Origin of the sequence: Microbacterium sp. (assembly GCF_011620665.1) — a bacterium.
Classification (GTDB): domain Bacteria; phylum Actinomycetota; class Actinomycetes; order Actinomycetales; family Microbacteriaceae; genus Microbacterium.
The window spans coordinates 10476-24021 of the sequence record NZ_WOYQ01000059.1; the positions used below are offsets into that span (position 1 = coordinate 10476).

11 protein-coding genes are annotated in these 13546 nt (G+C 68.9%); 4 read left to right on the top strand and 7 right to left on the bottom strand.

All coding sequences use genetic code 11. From position 1 onward, the window contains the following. Positions 1–140: 140 nt before the first annotated feature. The 3 genes from malQ to QZV81_RS07710 form a co-directional block, all read right to left on the bottom strand. Complete coding sequence (gene malQ, locus QZV81_RS07700; protein WP_292835277.1) at positions 141–2273, bottom strand: 4-alpha-glucanotransferase; 2133 nt, start codon at positions 2271–2273, stop codon at positions 141–143. Between the two features lie 66 nt (positions 2274–2339). Next, a complete protein-coding gene (locus QZV81_RS07705; protein WP_292835244.1) occupies positions 2340–3767 on the bottom strand; it encodes a CCA tRNA nucleotidyltransferase in 1428 nt (475 codons plus the stop codon). A 9-nt stretch (positions 3768–3776) separates the two neighbouring features. Beyond that, positions 3777–5354 (bottom strand): methyltransferase, encoded by a 1578-nt coding sequence (locus tag QZV81_RS07710; protein ID WP_292835247.1) that lies wholly within the window; start codon positions 5352–5354, stop codon positions 3777–3779. Positions 5355–5469: 115 nt separating this feature from the next. On the opposite strand from QZV81_RS07710, the gene QZV81_RS07715 reads away from it, so the two are divergent. From QZV81_RS07715 to trxA, 4 genes are all read left to right on the top strand, one after another. Then, positions 5470–7551: a DUF6049 family protein gene (locus QZV81_RS07715; protein WP_292835250.1), complete on the top strand. Its 2082-nt coding sequence runs from the start codon at positions 5470–5472 to the stop codon at positions 7549–7551. After that, entirely contained in the window at positions 7544–9154 is a 1611-nt protein-coding gene (gene murJ / locus QZV81_RS07720) for a murein biosynthesis integral membrane protein MurJ (RefSeq protein WP_292835253.1), read from the top strand. Before QZV81_RS07715 ends, murJ begins: the two co-directional genes overlap by 8 nt. 97 nt (positions 9155–9251) lie before the next feature. Then, positions 9252–10229 carry a thioredoxin-disulfide reductase gene (gene trxB, locus QZV81_RS07725; RefSeq protein ID WP_292835256.1) on the top strand — a complete coding sequence of 326 codons (978 nt, stop codon included), beginning with the start codon at positions 9252–9254 and terminating at the stop codon, positions 10227–10229. Between the two features lie 75 nt (positions 10230–10304). Beyond that, a complete protein-coding gene (trxA, locus tag QZV81_RS07730) occupies positions 10305–10628 on the top strand; it encodes a thioredoxin (protein WP_292835259.1) in 324 nt (107 codons plus the stop codon). A 35-nt stretch (positions 10629–10663) separates the two neighbouring features. On the opposite strand, the gene QZV81_RS07735 is transcribed toward trxA, so the two are convergent. The 4 genes from QZV81_RS07735 to QZV81_RS07750 form a co-directional block, all read right to left on the bottom strand. Then, on the bottom strand, positions 10664–11020 hold the full coding sequence (locus tag QZV81_RS07735) for a tryptophan synthase subunit alpha (RefSeq protein ID WP_292835262.1): 357 nt from the start codon (positions 11018–11020) through the stop codon (positions 10664–10666). 34 nt (positions 11021–11054) lie between these two features. Next, complete coding sequence (locus QZV81_RS07740) at positions 11055–12014, bottom strand: ParB/RepB/Spo0J family partition protein (RefSeq protein ID WP_292835265.1); 960 nt, start codon at positions 12012–12014, stop codon at positions 11055–11057. Further along, positions 12014–12949, bottom strand: a complete 936-nt coding sequence (locus QZV81_RS07745; RefSeq protein ID WP_292835268.1) for a ParA family protein — start codon at positions 12947–12949, stop codon at positions 12014–12016. The genes QZV81_RS07740 and QZV81_RS07745 overlap by 1 nt, the downstream gene beginning before the upstream one ends. 106 nt (positions 12950–13055) lie before the next feature. Further along, entirely contained in the window at positions 13056–13370 is a 315-nt protein-coding gene (locus QZV81_RS07750; protein ID WP_292835271.1) for a GIY-YIG nuclease family protein, read from the bottom strand. Between the last annotated feature and the right edge of the window lie 176 nt (positions 13371–13546).

Here is a 13546-nt window from a genome sequence, read left to right on the forward strand (position 1 = left end):
CCTTGTCCCACTTTGTGTCGCCCTGCGCGGTCGGGGACGACACAAAGTGGGACAAGGCTCGCCGAGAGTGGGACACACGGGCGGCGCGCAGGCGGCGCGGCGGCGCGGGCGGGCGGCGCGGGCCGCGCCACTCAGGGGTGCTACAGGGCCGCGTCTACCGCGCGCGTGAGCGAGACGAAGCGGGCGATCTTTGCGAGATCGTCCAGCAGGACGGGGTGTCCCTCACCGTCGGCGAGGGGCACCTGCCAATTCGGATACTCCTTGTCGGTGCCCGGCTGATTCTGCGTGCGGCGCTCGCCGACGGCGTCCACCAGAGCGACGCCGAGAAGCTGCGAAGGGGATGCCGTGATCAGCACGTTCAGTGCCTCGATCACCTGCTGCTCGGTCGCCGCCGCCGTGAGCAGGCCGCGTTCGCGGAGCATCGCGAGCATCGCCCCGCGCTCGGCTTCGGCCTCGGCGAGCTCCTCCTCGACCGGTCGGGTCAGCAGCCCGAGCCGCGCCCGCAGCGCGACATGCTCGTCGGCCAGGTACCCCGCCGTCGGCGGCAGATCATGCGTGTTGACGGTCGCCAGCAGGGCCTCACGATACTGCTCCGGCGGACGGAACCCCTCGCCCTCCCGCTCGAACCAGAGCACCGACGTGCCGAGGACCCCACGCGCCGACAGATAGTCGCGCACCCAGGGCTCGACATTGCCGAGGTCTTCGCCGATCAGAACGGCTCCGGCGCGCTCCGCCTCGAGCGCCAGCACGCCGATCATGGCCTCGTGATCGTAGCGGACGTACGTGCCGGCCGCCGGGCTGTGGCCGGCCGGAATCCACCACAGGCGGAACAGGCCGATCACGTGGTCGATACGCAGGGCGCCCGCATGCCGCAGAAGAGTGCGGATCATGTCGCGCAGCGGGGCGTAGCCGGCCTCAGCGAGCGCGGGGCCGAGCCACGGCGGCTGATTCCAGTTCTGGCCCTGCTGGTTGTACATGTCCGGCGGCGCGCCGACGGTCATGCCCGGAGCGTACATGGAGCGCAGCGACCAGGCATCCGACCCCTGCGTATGCACGCCGACCGCGAGGTCGTGCATGACCCCGATCGTCATTCCCGACGCCTTCGCGGCGGCCTGCGCGCGCTCGAGCTGCTGGTCGGCGATCCACTGCAGCCAGCTGTGGAAGGCGACCCGCGGCGCGAGGCGCTCACGGAGCTCGGCGACGATCGGAGAGGTGATGTCGGCGATCTCGTCGGGACGCCCGGCGCCGTCAAAGTGCTCCTCGAGGGCGCACCACAGGGCGAAGTCCTGAAGCGGCCGGCCCTCGCGAGCGACGAACGCCGCAAGCTCGGCGCGCCGACCGGTGCTCAGTGGCACGGCGAAGATCGTCTCGAGGGCCGTGCGCTTCGCAGCCCAGACGGCGTCGCGGTCGATGCGGTCCGGGTCGTCACCACCCGCGGCGACCGGTGTGCGTGCCGCCTCGACGACGGCGCGCCCCGTCTCGGTGAGGTAGCCGACCTCGCGGATGTCCTCAGGACGCACATACAGCGGTGCGAGAAACCGTCGCGTCGCCGGGAGATACGGCGATGGTTCGATGGGGCTCGTGACCTCGGCCGCGTGGACCGGGTTCACCAGCAGGAAGTCGGCCCCGCGCCCACCCGCGATCGCGGCGAGATCGCCGAGATCCGCAAAGTCACCCATGCCCCATGAAGCGCGCGACCGCACGGAGTACAGCTGCGCCATCAGGCCCCAGCCGCGGCGCCGGCCCTCCCGCGTCGGCGGGGCGGGCAGGCGCTCGGGGGTGATGATGAGCGGGGCGGATGCCGTGCGATTCGGCTCGCCGCCGAACGGGCGCTGCCAGGCGTGCACCGTGTGCCATCCGAGCGGAAGGTCCGCAGGCACCGGAATCTCTACCCGCCACACGACGACGCCGTCGACCGAGCGAGAGTTCGCCTCCTGAGGCGGAACGGGAAGGTCGCGCCAAGAGCCGTCCTCGAGCGCGATCGCCAGGGTGAGGTCGCTGCCGTCGGCGACGTGTGCGAGCAGAACGCGCGCACCGGGGCGCGACACGAGCGACGCCGGCAGCAGCCGCCGCCACGGCGCGTCGTGAGCATCGGCGAGCGCCGCGGTGGCGGCGGCATCCGTTCCGGCATCCACCCCCATCGACGCGAGCACCGCGCGGAGGGTTCCGGCGGGAACCGTGATCCGGTCGCCGAAGAACGACCAGTACTCCGTCGCGACACCGTGCGCCTCCGCGAGCGCGGCGAGCGCGGGGGTGGGAGTGTCGTCGGTCATGTCTTCCTCCGTCACGATCATCCTGCCAGCAGGACGGCGACTGGCGGCACCGTGGCGTCGCCTGTCTCAGCCGCGCGCGGCCCACCACTCCCGCAGGCGCTGCTCTGCGGCCGCGGGTCCCAGCACGCCCTCGTCGAGCCGGAGTTCGAGCAGGAACCGGTAAGCCTCGCCGACCTCGCGCCCGGGTCCGATCCCCAGAACCGACTGGATGCGGTTGCCGTCGAGCTCCGGCCGGATCGCATCGAGCTGCTCCCGCTCGGCGAGCTCGGCGATGCGCCGTTCGATGTCGTCGTAGGCGCGGGCGAGGCGCGCGGCCTTCTTGGAGTTGCGCGTGGTGACGTCGGCGCGGGTGAGGATGTGGAGCCGCTCGAGCTCGTCGCCGGCATCCCGCACGTACCGGCGCACCGCCGAGTCGGTCCAGGCCCCCTCTGCGTAGCCGAAGAAGCGCAGATGCTGCTCGATGAGCTGGGCCACGGACGCCGTCGTGTCGCCGTCGAACCGCAGCGCGGCCAGGCGCTTGCGGGCCAGGCGCGCACCCTTGAGGTCGTGGTGGTGGAAGCTCACTCCGCCGCCGGGTTCGAGCGTCCGCGTGGCCGGCTTGCCGATGTCGTGCAGAAGGGCCGCAAGGCGCAGAGCGACATCGGGTGCCTGACCGGGATGCCGAGACTGCTCCAGGCTGATCGCCTGGCGCAGAACCGTCAGCGAGTGCTCGTAGACGTCCTTGTGGTGGTGATGCTCATCGACCTCGAGCCGCAGCGCCGGCACCTCGGGGAGGAACTCCCCCATGAGTCCCGTCTCGACCAGCAGCCGGATGCCGGGGTCCGGCGCCGCGGTCTGCAGCAGCTTGACGAGCTCGCCCTGGATGCGTTCGGGACTCACGATGCGCAGGCTCTCCCGCAGCTCGCCCATCGCCCGAAGCGTTTCGGGTGCAATCGTGAAGTCGAGCTGTGCTGCCAGGCGCGCCGCGCGCAGCATGCGCAAAGGGTCGTCTCCGAAGCTGATCGCGGGATCTGCCGGTGTGCGCAGCCGGCGGGCGACCAGGTCTTCCACGCCTCCGGTGGGGTCGACCAGCGCCGGAGTCGGCAACCGAAGCGCCATCGCATTGACGGTGAAATCGCGACGCGCGAGATCAGCCTCGAGCGTGTCGCCGAACTCCACCGCGGGCTTGCGTGTCGTGCCGTCATAGCTGTCGGCGCGGTACGTCGTGATCTCGACCTGGTGACCGTGGATCTTCGCGCCGATCGTGCCGAACGCGCGGCCGATATCCCAGGTCGCCGTGGCCAGCGGCTTCACGATGCGCAGGATGTCATCCGGACGAGCATCCGTCGTGAGATCCAGGTCGTGGGTCGGCCGGGCCAGAAGTGCGTCGCGCACGGGTCCGCCGACGATCGAGATCTCGAAGCCCGCATCTGCGAACGCCGCCCCGAGGGTCGACATCAACGGGGAGGACGCGAGTGCCCCCAGCCGGGTGAGACCCTCGGCCATGTTGAGCATGCGTCGAGCCTACCGGGGGCCGGGATACGTCACTTCTGAGCCCGCGGGGGCTTCTGCGATCGGCGACCCCGCGAACGCGAGAAACCCGGTGACCAGCAGCTCCCGCACCCGCGGCAGCAGATCGGCCGCGAGGGACACGGCGTCCACCTCGAGGAGCTCCGCGATCGCCGCGACGAGCGCACCGACCGGCAGGTCGCCGTCACTCGCCCCGACCAGCGCGGCCAGCGCGGGATCGACCTCGATCGTGCGCGCGAAACCGGCGCCCTGTCGCAGCTCGATCACGCTCGGCGCCTCGGCCCCGGGCAGGTGGTGCCGCGCCTCGGTGACGTCGGCGGCGGTGACGAGCGTCGATGCCGCGAGCTCCGCGTCGTCCATGAGACCCATCCGGCCCCACGCCGTGAGCGCCGCCAGCAGGTGCTCACCCAAGCTCGCCGAGACGGGCTGCGAAAGCCGCTCGTAGCGGGCGAGGGTCGGCGCCCCGGAAGCCGGGCGATGCAGCAGCACGTAGCCGAACCCGATGGCCGTCACGCCGCGGGCGTCGAAGTCGGCGAGCCATGCGCCGACGAGGCGCGCGTACTCGGGTGAGCCGGGGGCGGTTCCACCGTCGCGCACCCACAGTTCGGCGTAGGCGAGCGGGTCGAGCTGCTCGCGCTCGATGATCCAGGCATCCAGCGGCACGGCGGAGTCCGCCACCCAGCCCCGGACCCGCTCGAGGCCGTCAGCGCCGACCCGATACTCCCAGTTCCCGAGCAGCTGCGCGACGCCACCCGGGGCGAGCACCGCGCCGACCTGTGCGACGACCGCCGCGACGAGATCATCCCCGGCCATCCCGCCGTCACGGTATTCGTACGCGGGCACGTCGGCGAGGCGCGGAGTGATGACGAACGGCGGGTTGGACACGACGCGATCGAACAGCTCACCTCTCACGGGGGCGAACAGGCTGCCGAGGCGGGTCTCGATCCGGTCACCGGCGCCCGCCAGAAGCGCATTCAGTCGAGTGAACTGCAGCGCGCGCTCGGAGACATCGGTCGCGACGACGGAATCGGCGTATCGGAGCGCGCGCAGCGCCTGGATGCCGCATCCCGCACCGACGTCGAGCACCCGGGCCGCGTACGACGGCAGCTGGAGACCCGCGAGGGTCATCGAAGCGCCGCCGACACCGAGCACGTGCCCGGGCGGCAGTGCGCCGCCGAGCGCCCCCTCGTCGAGGTCGCGCGCAATCCACCAGAGACCGGAGCCCGCGGCGTCCGCGAACTCCTGCGGCCGGACGAGCGCTCTGGGCACGACCCGCTCGTCTTCCACCGCTGCCAGACCGAGCCCCGCCAGGCCCGCCGAGCGCAGACGGGGAAGCGCGGCGTCGACGTCGGCGACCGGCGCGGTGACCCCGAGAAACAGCACTCGCGCGAGAACGGCGAGCGCATCGGCGCGCTCCCCCAGTGCCGTGAGCGCCGGACCGGTCAGCCCGCGACCGATCGCGTCATCGGCGAGGGCGCCCCACGCCGCGCGCAGAGCGCTCGCCGTGAAACCTGCGTCCCGCAGATCTTCGCGCAGCGCGGCGCACAGGTCGGGATCGGCGGTGACATCCACGGCAGTGTCCAATCGTCGTCATCGCGGCTCGTCACGGGCCGCGCACAGAACCGTCACCCTAGACTCGCACCTGATCGTGCGGTCGGGGATCGCACAGGAGCTTCATCCCATGACCATGACCTCTTCCGCAGCCACGCCCGCGCGCCGCCGTCGGGTGCGCCTGGCGCTGCTGAGTGCGCTCGTGCTGGCCGCCGCGCCGGCGGCCACGGCCGGCGCGGCGGATGACCCGCTGACCTCGCCCGGAGTGACCTTCGTCGCAACACCGACCGGCGACGCTGTTCTGGCCGAGGGGCAGCCGCTCACACTGGCGCTGCACGCGGAGAACGCCACCGGAACCCCGGTGGCGTCTGGCAGTGTGAGCATCGCGGTGACCGACACGGCGCTCTCCACCCGCGAGGCGCTGCGGGAATGGCTCGCCGACGCCACGCCCGACGCGGCTGCTCGGGAGATCGGCACGGCCGTGATCGGTGAGCTCGACCCCTTCGCTCAGCGCACAGAGATGGCCACGGTCGATCCCGACGCGACCGGCCTTCGGCAACTCCCCCCGGGGGTGTACCCGCTCACCGCGACGTACGTGTCGGAGCGCGGAGATCTCACGGCGGGCAGCGTGCTGGTCGTGCCGGATGCCGCCGCCTCGGCATCCGTCGGCGTCATCGTACCGATCACGACACCGGCCCGATCGGTCGGCCTGCTCACGAGCGACGAACTCGCCGCCGCGGTGGGCCCGGGGGGCGATCTGCGCGCACAGCTGGATGCGGTCACCGGCACCGCCGCGATACTGGCGGTGGATCCGGCGATCGTCGCCTCCATCCGGGTACTCGGTTCCTCGGCACCCGCGTCGGCACGCACATGGCTGGGCGAGCTGATGTCTCTGCCGAACACGCGATTCGCCCTGCAGTTCGGCGATGCCGATCTCGCCACGCAGTTCGGCGCCGGCCTCAGCGCACCGCTGACCGTGACGACGCTCGACCCCGCGATGTCGGCGAGCGACTTCAGCGCGAGCACACCCGCCTCGCCTCCGCCGACTCCGCTGCCGACTCCTTCGCCGACCACCGATCCCGAGTCCGCCCTTCCGGCCCTCGAGGTGCTCATGGACATCGGCAGCGCCCGCGACGGCCTGTACTGGCCGGCCACGGGCACGGCGGGAGCGGCCACGGCCGCGGCCGTGGCCGCGCTGGGGTCCGATGCGGCCCCCGCTGTCGCACTCGTGCCGTCATCCGTGGCGGCGGGATCGACCTCCGGTCGAGCGAACGCGGGTGTCGCACAGCTCATCGTCTACGACGCCGATGTCTCCAGCGCCCTCCGGTCCGTTTCAGTGGCGAGCGGCACCGTCGATCGGGCGCGCGCGCGCGCCGCGGCATCCGCCTTCACCGCTCTGGCGAATGCGCAATCACCGGGTGCCGGACTGCTCGTGACGATCGACCGCGGTGCGGACCGGTCCGCCGCCGCCCTCCGCGACGCCGTCGGCGCAGCGTACAGCCTCCCCGGGCGCACGCCGGCCGGGCTCGACGCCTTTCTCGACGCCGCGCCGTCGGCGGTGACCCTCAGCGACGTGGCCGCGGACCCTGGCCGCGTGACGGCGCTCACGGAGCTCCTCACCGATGAGGCCGCACTGGGAGCGTTCTCGTCGATCCTCACGGACCCGAGCGTCCTCACGGGGCCCGAGCGCACCTCGATCCTCCAGCTGATCGGCAACGCGTGGCTGCCGGATGCCGACGAGTTCGCCGATGGCGTCACCGGGCATCGGGCGACGACGCGGTCGACGCTGAACGCCGTCGCACTCATCCCGCCCTCGGGACTCACCCTCGCTGCCTCGAGTGCGTCGCTCGGTTTCACGATCCGAAACGATCTGCCGTGGCCGGTGTCGCTCGTGGTGATGACGACGCCGAACGACCCCCGGGTCATCGTCCAGAACGCGACCCCTGTGGAGGTCGGCGCGCAGCAGAACTCCCGCGCCGAGGTCCCTATCGAGGCCCGGGTCGGCAGCGGCGAGTCGAACCTGACGGTGCAGGTGCGCAGTCCCTCCATGGTCGCGATCGGCGACCCCGTCTCAGTCGACGTGTCGGTGCGCGCCGAGTGGGAATCGGTCGGAATCATCGTGCTCGTCTCGCTCGTCGCCGCCATGCTCATCCTCGGCGTGATTCGCACGATCGTGCGCCGCCGGGCGGGCGCTGCTGCGGAGAGTGCGGATGGCTAGTCTCGGCCGGGCGAGCGCCATCATCGGCGCCGGCACCCTCGTCTCGCGGCTGACCGGCCTGCTGCGCTCGGTCGTGCTGGTCGCCGTGGTCGGGTCGTACGGCAGTCGTGCGGCGGATGCGTTCACGACGGCGAACATGCTGCCGACGAACATCTACGAGCTCGTCGCCGCGGGGGTGATCACCGGCATCATCGTGCCGCAGATCGTCAAGGCGGCGGCCCACACCGACGGCGGATCGCGCTTCGTCTCGAAACTGCTGACTCTCGGGACCGTGCTGCTGTTGGCGGCCACCGTCGTGATCATGGCGCTCGCGCCGCTGCTCATCTGGCTCTACGTTCCCGGTTATACGCCCGAGCAGAGCGCGCTGGCGCTCTCTCTCGCCTACTGGTGCCTGCCGCAGCTGCTCTTCTACGGCCTCTATGCCCTGCTCGGGGAGGTCCTCAACGCTCGCAGGGTCTTCGGCCCGTACAGCTGGGCACCCACCGTCAACAACCTCGTCTCGATCGCAGGCTTCGGCGTGTTCCTCGCCGCCTTCGGGGGTCCCTTCACGGAAGTATCCGACTGGAACAGCACGATGGTGACGCTCCTCGGGGGAACGGCCACGCTGGGGATCGCCCTCCAGGCGGCCGTGCTCATCTTCTTCTGGCGTCGCACCGGATTGCACATCCGTCCCGATTTCCGCTGGCGCGGCATGGGGCTGCGTCACATCGGAACCCTCGCCGGGTGGACCTTCCTCACGGTCGTCGTCGGGCAGGTCGCCGGCCTCATCCAGTCGCGTGTCGTGTCGGATGCATCCGGATCGGCCGGTATCACCGTCATCGTCTACGCGTGGCTGATCTTCATGCTTCCGCACTCGATCGTGGCGATGTCGATCTCGACGACCTACTTCACGCGAATGTCCGAGCAGGTCGCCGCCGGCGAGTTCGATCAGATCGGCCCCAACCTCGACGAATCGATCCGAGCGCTCAGCGTCTTCGCGTTCGGCTTCATGGCGGCTCTCGCCGCAGCATCGGTCCCGCTCTCCCGGATCTTCACGAACAGCGCTTCCGGCGCGGTCGCGATGGCATGGGTGCTTTGCGCCTACCTGATCGCGCTCGTGCCGTTCGGTGTGCTCGTCATCGTCCGGCGGGCGTTCTTCGCGTTCCAAGACACACGGACGCCGTTTACCTTCGCCGTCGTCCAGGCGGTCCTCGCCGCAACGGGTGCGCTTCTGGCCGCGCTCGCCGTGGGCGCCGGGTGGCTGCCGCTCGCTTTCCTCGCTGTCGCGGTTGCTCTGACCCAGTCCGTATCGACCTTCGTGCAGCTCCCGGTCGCGCTGCGCCTCTTGCGCCGTCACACCGGGCGCCTGCGACTCGGCGCGACCTGGCGTGCCCTCGGCCGCTTCACGCTCGCTTCCGTGCCGAGCTTCGCGGCCGGGTGGCTGACGTTCCTGCTCCTCGGCGGCACGGAGGGCTGGACGGCGACCGATCGTGTGCCCGGAGCGGTCGGCGCGGCCACCATCGGCGCCGCCACCCTGGTGGTCTACGTCGCCATGCTCGCTGTGCTGCGTGCACCGGAGCTGGCGATCGCCATACGCACTGCACGGCGTCTGACCGGCCGCTGAGAATCGACCGCCTCCGTATGGTGATGGAATAGGCCCCGGTTACCATGGGTTGACTGCGGTGAGGCCCGCCCGGCCTCTCTCACCAAGGAGGATTCGCGTGCGACAGGTCATCATCATCGGCTCCGGCCCGGCGGGTTACACGGCGGCCATCTATGCGGCGCGCGCGAACCTGTCTCCCCTCGTCATCGCCAGCTCGGTCGAAGCCGGCGGTGAACTCATGAACACGACCGAAGTCGAGAATTTCCCCGGCTTTCCCGAGGCCATCATGGGCCCGGACCTCATGGCGAAGATGCAAGAGCAGGCCGAGCGCTTCGGGGCAGAGGTCGTCTACGACGACGTCGTCTCACTCGATGTGTCCGGCGCAGTGAAGACGGTCACTCTGGGGTCCGGCAAGGTCCACGAAGCGGATGCCGTCGTCTACGCCACCGGATCGGCGCCGCGCAAGATCGGCATCGAGGGAGAAGCGAGACTGTCGGGGCGGGGCGTTTCGTACTGCGCAACGTGCGATGGATTCTTCTTCCGAGACCGCGTGATCGCGGTGGTCGGGGGCGGCGATTCTGCGATGGAGGAGGCGACCTTCCTCACGAAGTTCGCCTCGAAGGTCTACATCATCCACCGTCGCGGCGAACTGCGCGCGTCGAAGATCATGCAGCAGCGCGCCGAGCGAAACGAGAAGATCGAGTTCGTCTGGAACAGCGCGATCGTCGACATCCTGGGCGAAGAGGCCGTGACCGGCGTCGTCCTCGAGGACACCGTCGATGGCTCGCGCCGAGAGTTGGCGCTTTCCGGTGTCTTCGTAGCGATCGGCAACGACCCGCGCACGCATCTCGTGCACGGCGTCCTCGATCTCACCGACGCGGGAACCGTCTGGGTCGATGGACGGTCATCGCGAACCTCCGTTCCCGGAGTCTTCGCCGCGGGCGACGTGATCGATCCGACCTACCGCCAGGCCGTCACGGCGGCGGGCAGCGGCACCGTGGCCGCACTCGACGTCGAGCACTACCTCGCCGCGCTGGGCGAGGCGGGAGCACCGGCCGACGACGCGTCGGAGATCGACGCACTCCCCACCGTCTGAGTGGGCGCCCCGCCGGGGAACAATCCCCGGCATCCTGAGGTTCTACGAAACGAACACTTCTGTAAGGAGAAGAACATGACTTCGAAGGCCACGAGCGAGAGCACCTGGAAGCAGGATGTCATCGAGGCCGACGGCCCCGTGCTGGTTGACTTCTGGGCCGCCTGGTGCGGACCGTGTCGCATGGTTAGCCCGATCCTCGACGAGATCCAGGCGGAGAACGGCGAGAAGATCACCGTTCTGAAGCTCAATGTCGATGAGAACCCCAACCTCGCGATGCAGTATCAGATCACGTCGATCCCCGCGATGAAGGTCTTCAACAAGGGCCAGGTCGAGAAGACGATCATCGGCGCCAAGCCGAAGTTCGCGCTCGAGCAGGACCTTGCGGCTTACCTCGCCTGATCACCAGGCGAAAGCCCCTGACCCGATGATTCGGGTCAGGGGCTTTCGCGTTCCATCGGCTCGGTTCGCACCCCCACGTCCCACACACGATGCAGCTCACCACCGAGGAGACTCCACACCGCAGGCGTGAGCTCGGGATGTTGCAGCGCAATCTGACGCAGGACGCGATAGTTGCGCGCGTCGGTCGGACGGGCGCCACCGTCCGACGTGATGTTCTCGGCGCGAAGCGTCAGCACGACGAGCTCATCGACCGACGGCAGGTCCTCCATGAAATCCCACGGATCCTCACCCGACCGTACGCGCTCCTCGATCAGGACCGACAGCTCGTCCGACGCTTCTGCACGCAGCAACTCGAGACTGGCACGGCGCGGGAGGCTGAATTCGTCCGTCACTCATCCAGCCTACGACGACCGGGGGGGCCTGTCGTCAGGGGGTTCCGTACCCGGTCTCACCGATTTCACCGAGGATGCGGTTGAGATCCTGCACTGTAGCAAAATCAATGTTGATCTGGCCTTTTCGAGAGCTCAAGGTAATCTTGACCTTGGTGTTCAAACGGTCACCCAGACGCTCGGCAACCTCATCGAGATGAGCCCGACGCGCACCCGCCTTGGGAGCAACCGGACGTGGTGAACCGGCACCGGTCATCTTGGCGGCCGCCTCGGCCGCGCGCACGGACAGATCCTCGTTGACGATCTTGTCGGATAGTCGCTGCATGGCACCGACATCCTCGAGGGACAGGATCGCGCGGGCATGGCCGGCGCTCAGCACGCCGGCGGCAACACGCTGCTGCACCGGAACGGGAAGCTTCAGCAGCCGGATGGTGTTGCTGATCTGCGGACGGGACCGGCCGATGCGCTGGGATAGTTCCTCTTGAGTGATCGAGAAGTCATCGAGGAGCTGCTGGTACGCCGATGCCTCCTCCAGTGGATTCAGCTGGGAGCGGTGCAGGTTCTCGAGCAGCGCATCGCGGAGAAGGTTCTCATCCGAAGTGTCGCGGACGATCGCAGGGATGGAGGACAGGCCGGCCTCGCGGGCCGCACGCGTGCGGCGCTCGCCCATGATCAGTTCGTAGTCGCCGCCGTCGTTCATGCGCACGACGACCGGTTGGAGCACGCCGAACTCCCGCACGCTGTGGACGAGCTCGGCGAGGTCATCCGCGTCGAAGTTCGTCCGCGGCTGGCGCGGGTTGGGGACGATGTCGTGGGGGTTCACGTCGATGAGGCGCGCTCCGGGCACGACGACCAGATCGGTCTCCTGCTCCGGCACCCGTGCGCTGTCCGAGAGGGAGGCTCCGGGGAAGAACACGTCGACCGGCCTGGCGTCGGACGATTCATTCGTCGGGATGAGTGCTCCGATGCCCCTCCCGAGTCCCGTTCGCTTTGCCATCAGTGAGCTCCCTTGCTATCTGTGTTCGTCAGCCCACGTTGTGCAAGCTCGACCGCGGCTTCGCGGTAGGCGACGGCGCCCGCGGAGTCACCGTCGTAGGCGATGACGCTCTGCCCGAAGCTGGGCGCTTCGGAGACACGCACCGACCGCGGTATGACCGTGGCGAGGACCTCCTGGGGAAAGTGGGTCCGCACTTCATCGGCCACCTGCTGCGCGAGGCGCGTGCGACCGTCGTACATCGTCAAGAGGATCGTAGACAGATGGAGATTCGGGTTGAGGTGTTTCTGGATCATCCGCACGCTCCCCATCAGCTGGCTGAGCCCCTCCAGTGCGTAATACTCGCACTGGATCGGGATGAGGAGCTCGTCTGCGGCCGTGAACGCATTGATGGTGAGGAGCCCGAGAGATGGCGGGCAGTCGATGAACACGAAGTCGAGGGGTTCCTCGAGGCCTCTGATGTAGTCGTCGAGTGCCGCACGAAGACGATGCTCTCGCGCGACTTGCGACACGAGCTCGATCTCGGCGCCCGCGAGGTGAATGGTGCTGGGTGCGCAGAACAACCGGGGTGACTCAGGGCTCACCTGCACGATGTCGGCCAGTGGGAACTCGTCGATCAGCACGTCGTAGACACTGGGAATGTCTGCCGTGTGCGGCACGCCGAGCGCCGTCGAGGCGTTCCCCTGTGGGTCGAGATCGATGACGAGCACCCGGGCGCCCACTGACGCGAGCGCCGAGGCGATGTTCACCGCCGTGGTCGTTTTCCCCACCCCGCCCTTCTGGTTCGAGACCGTCAGGATGCGTGTATTGCCGGTGAAGTCGATCTCCAGAGCCGCGAGAGCCTTGCGACGAGCGGTCAGATCAGCGAGTTCTCGTGCAATGGGACTGTCGGCCAGGAGGGGTGCGGGAGAGTTCGCGTTCTCCGATTGCTGCACCATCAACTCCTGTCTTGCCGGGGGCTCTCCCACTGTAGTCGGTGTGGTTTCGATACGGCGCCTCCGGCGCCTACTCAACCACCGAGGCGGCGCGCCCCGGTGATCGAGATCACCCAGACTCCCCATCCCCTGCATCGAGATCAGCCATGCGATCCCCGAACTTCTTTCGACTGAGCCCGGGAAGGTTCTCACCCTCAAACGTGATCAACGCCATCCGCTTGGCGCGACTCCAGCCCTGCACTTGCTTCTCGCGCGCAAAGGCGTCGTGGACGTTGTCATACTTTTCGCTGTAGACCAACGTCACCGGACGGCGGCGCTTGGTGTATTCCGCGCCTTCGCCGATGTCGTGGAGCCAGACCCTCTTGTCGAGATTGCGACAGCTGCCGACATAGAAGCTGCCATCGGAGCACTTCAGGATGTACATGTAGGGCATTCCAAGAGGATGCCGCAGCACCTATCGTCGAGGGTCCTTCGACGCCCCAGCTGGGGAAACCAGCACATCCGCCACCTTGTGGAGGAAGCAATGAGAGCATGCGCGGGTGAGGTGAAGTGAGCCGTGGTTTCAATACGGCGCCTCCGGTGCCTACTCAACCACCGAAG

Excerpts from the sequence above, each read along its gene's own strand:
- malQ (WP_292835277.1), bottom strand. The coding sequence starts at position 2,273 with ATGACCGACGACACTCCCACCCCCGCGCTCGCCGCGCTCGCGGAGGCG.
- QZV81_RS07705 (WP_292835244.1), bottom strand. The coding sequence starts at position 3,767 with ATGCTCAACATGGCCGAGGGTCTCACCCGGCTGGGGGCACTCGCGTCC.
- QZV81_RS07715 (WP_292835250.1), top strand. The coding sequence starts at position 5,470 with ATGACCTCTTCCGCAGCCACGCCCGCGCGCCGCCGTCGGGTGCGCCTG.
- murJ (WP_292835253.1), top strand. The coding sequence starts at position 7,544 with ATGGCTAGTCTCGGCCGGGCGAGCGCCATCATCGGCGCCGGCACCCTC.
- trxA (WP_292835259.1), top strand. The coding sequence starts at position 10,305 with ATGACTTCGAAGGCCACGAGCGAGAGCACCTGGAAGCAGGATGTCATC.
- QZV81_RS07740 (WP_292835265.1), bottom strand. The coding sequence starts at position 12,014 with ATGGCAAAGCGAACGGGACTCGGGAGGGGCATCGGAGCACTCATCCCG.
- QZV81_RS07745 (WP_292835268.1), bottom strand. The coding sequence starts at position 12,949 with ATGGTGCAGCAATCGGAGAACGCGAACTCTCCCGCACCCCTCCTGGCC.
- QZV81_RS07750 (WP_292835271.1), bottom strand. The coding sequence starts at position 13,370 with ATGTACATCCTGAAGTGCTCCGATGGCAGCTTCTATGTCGGCAGCTGT.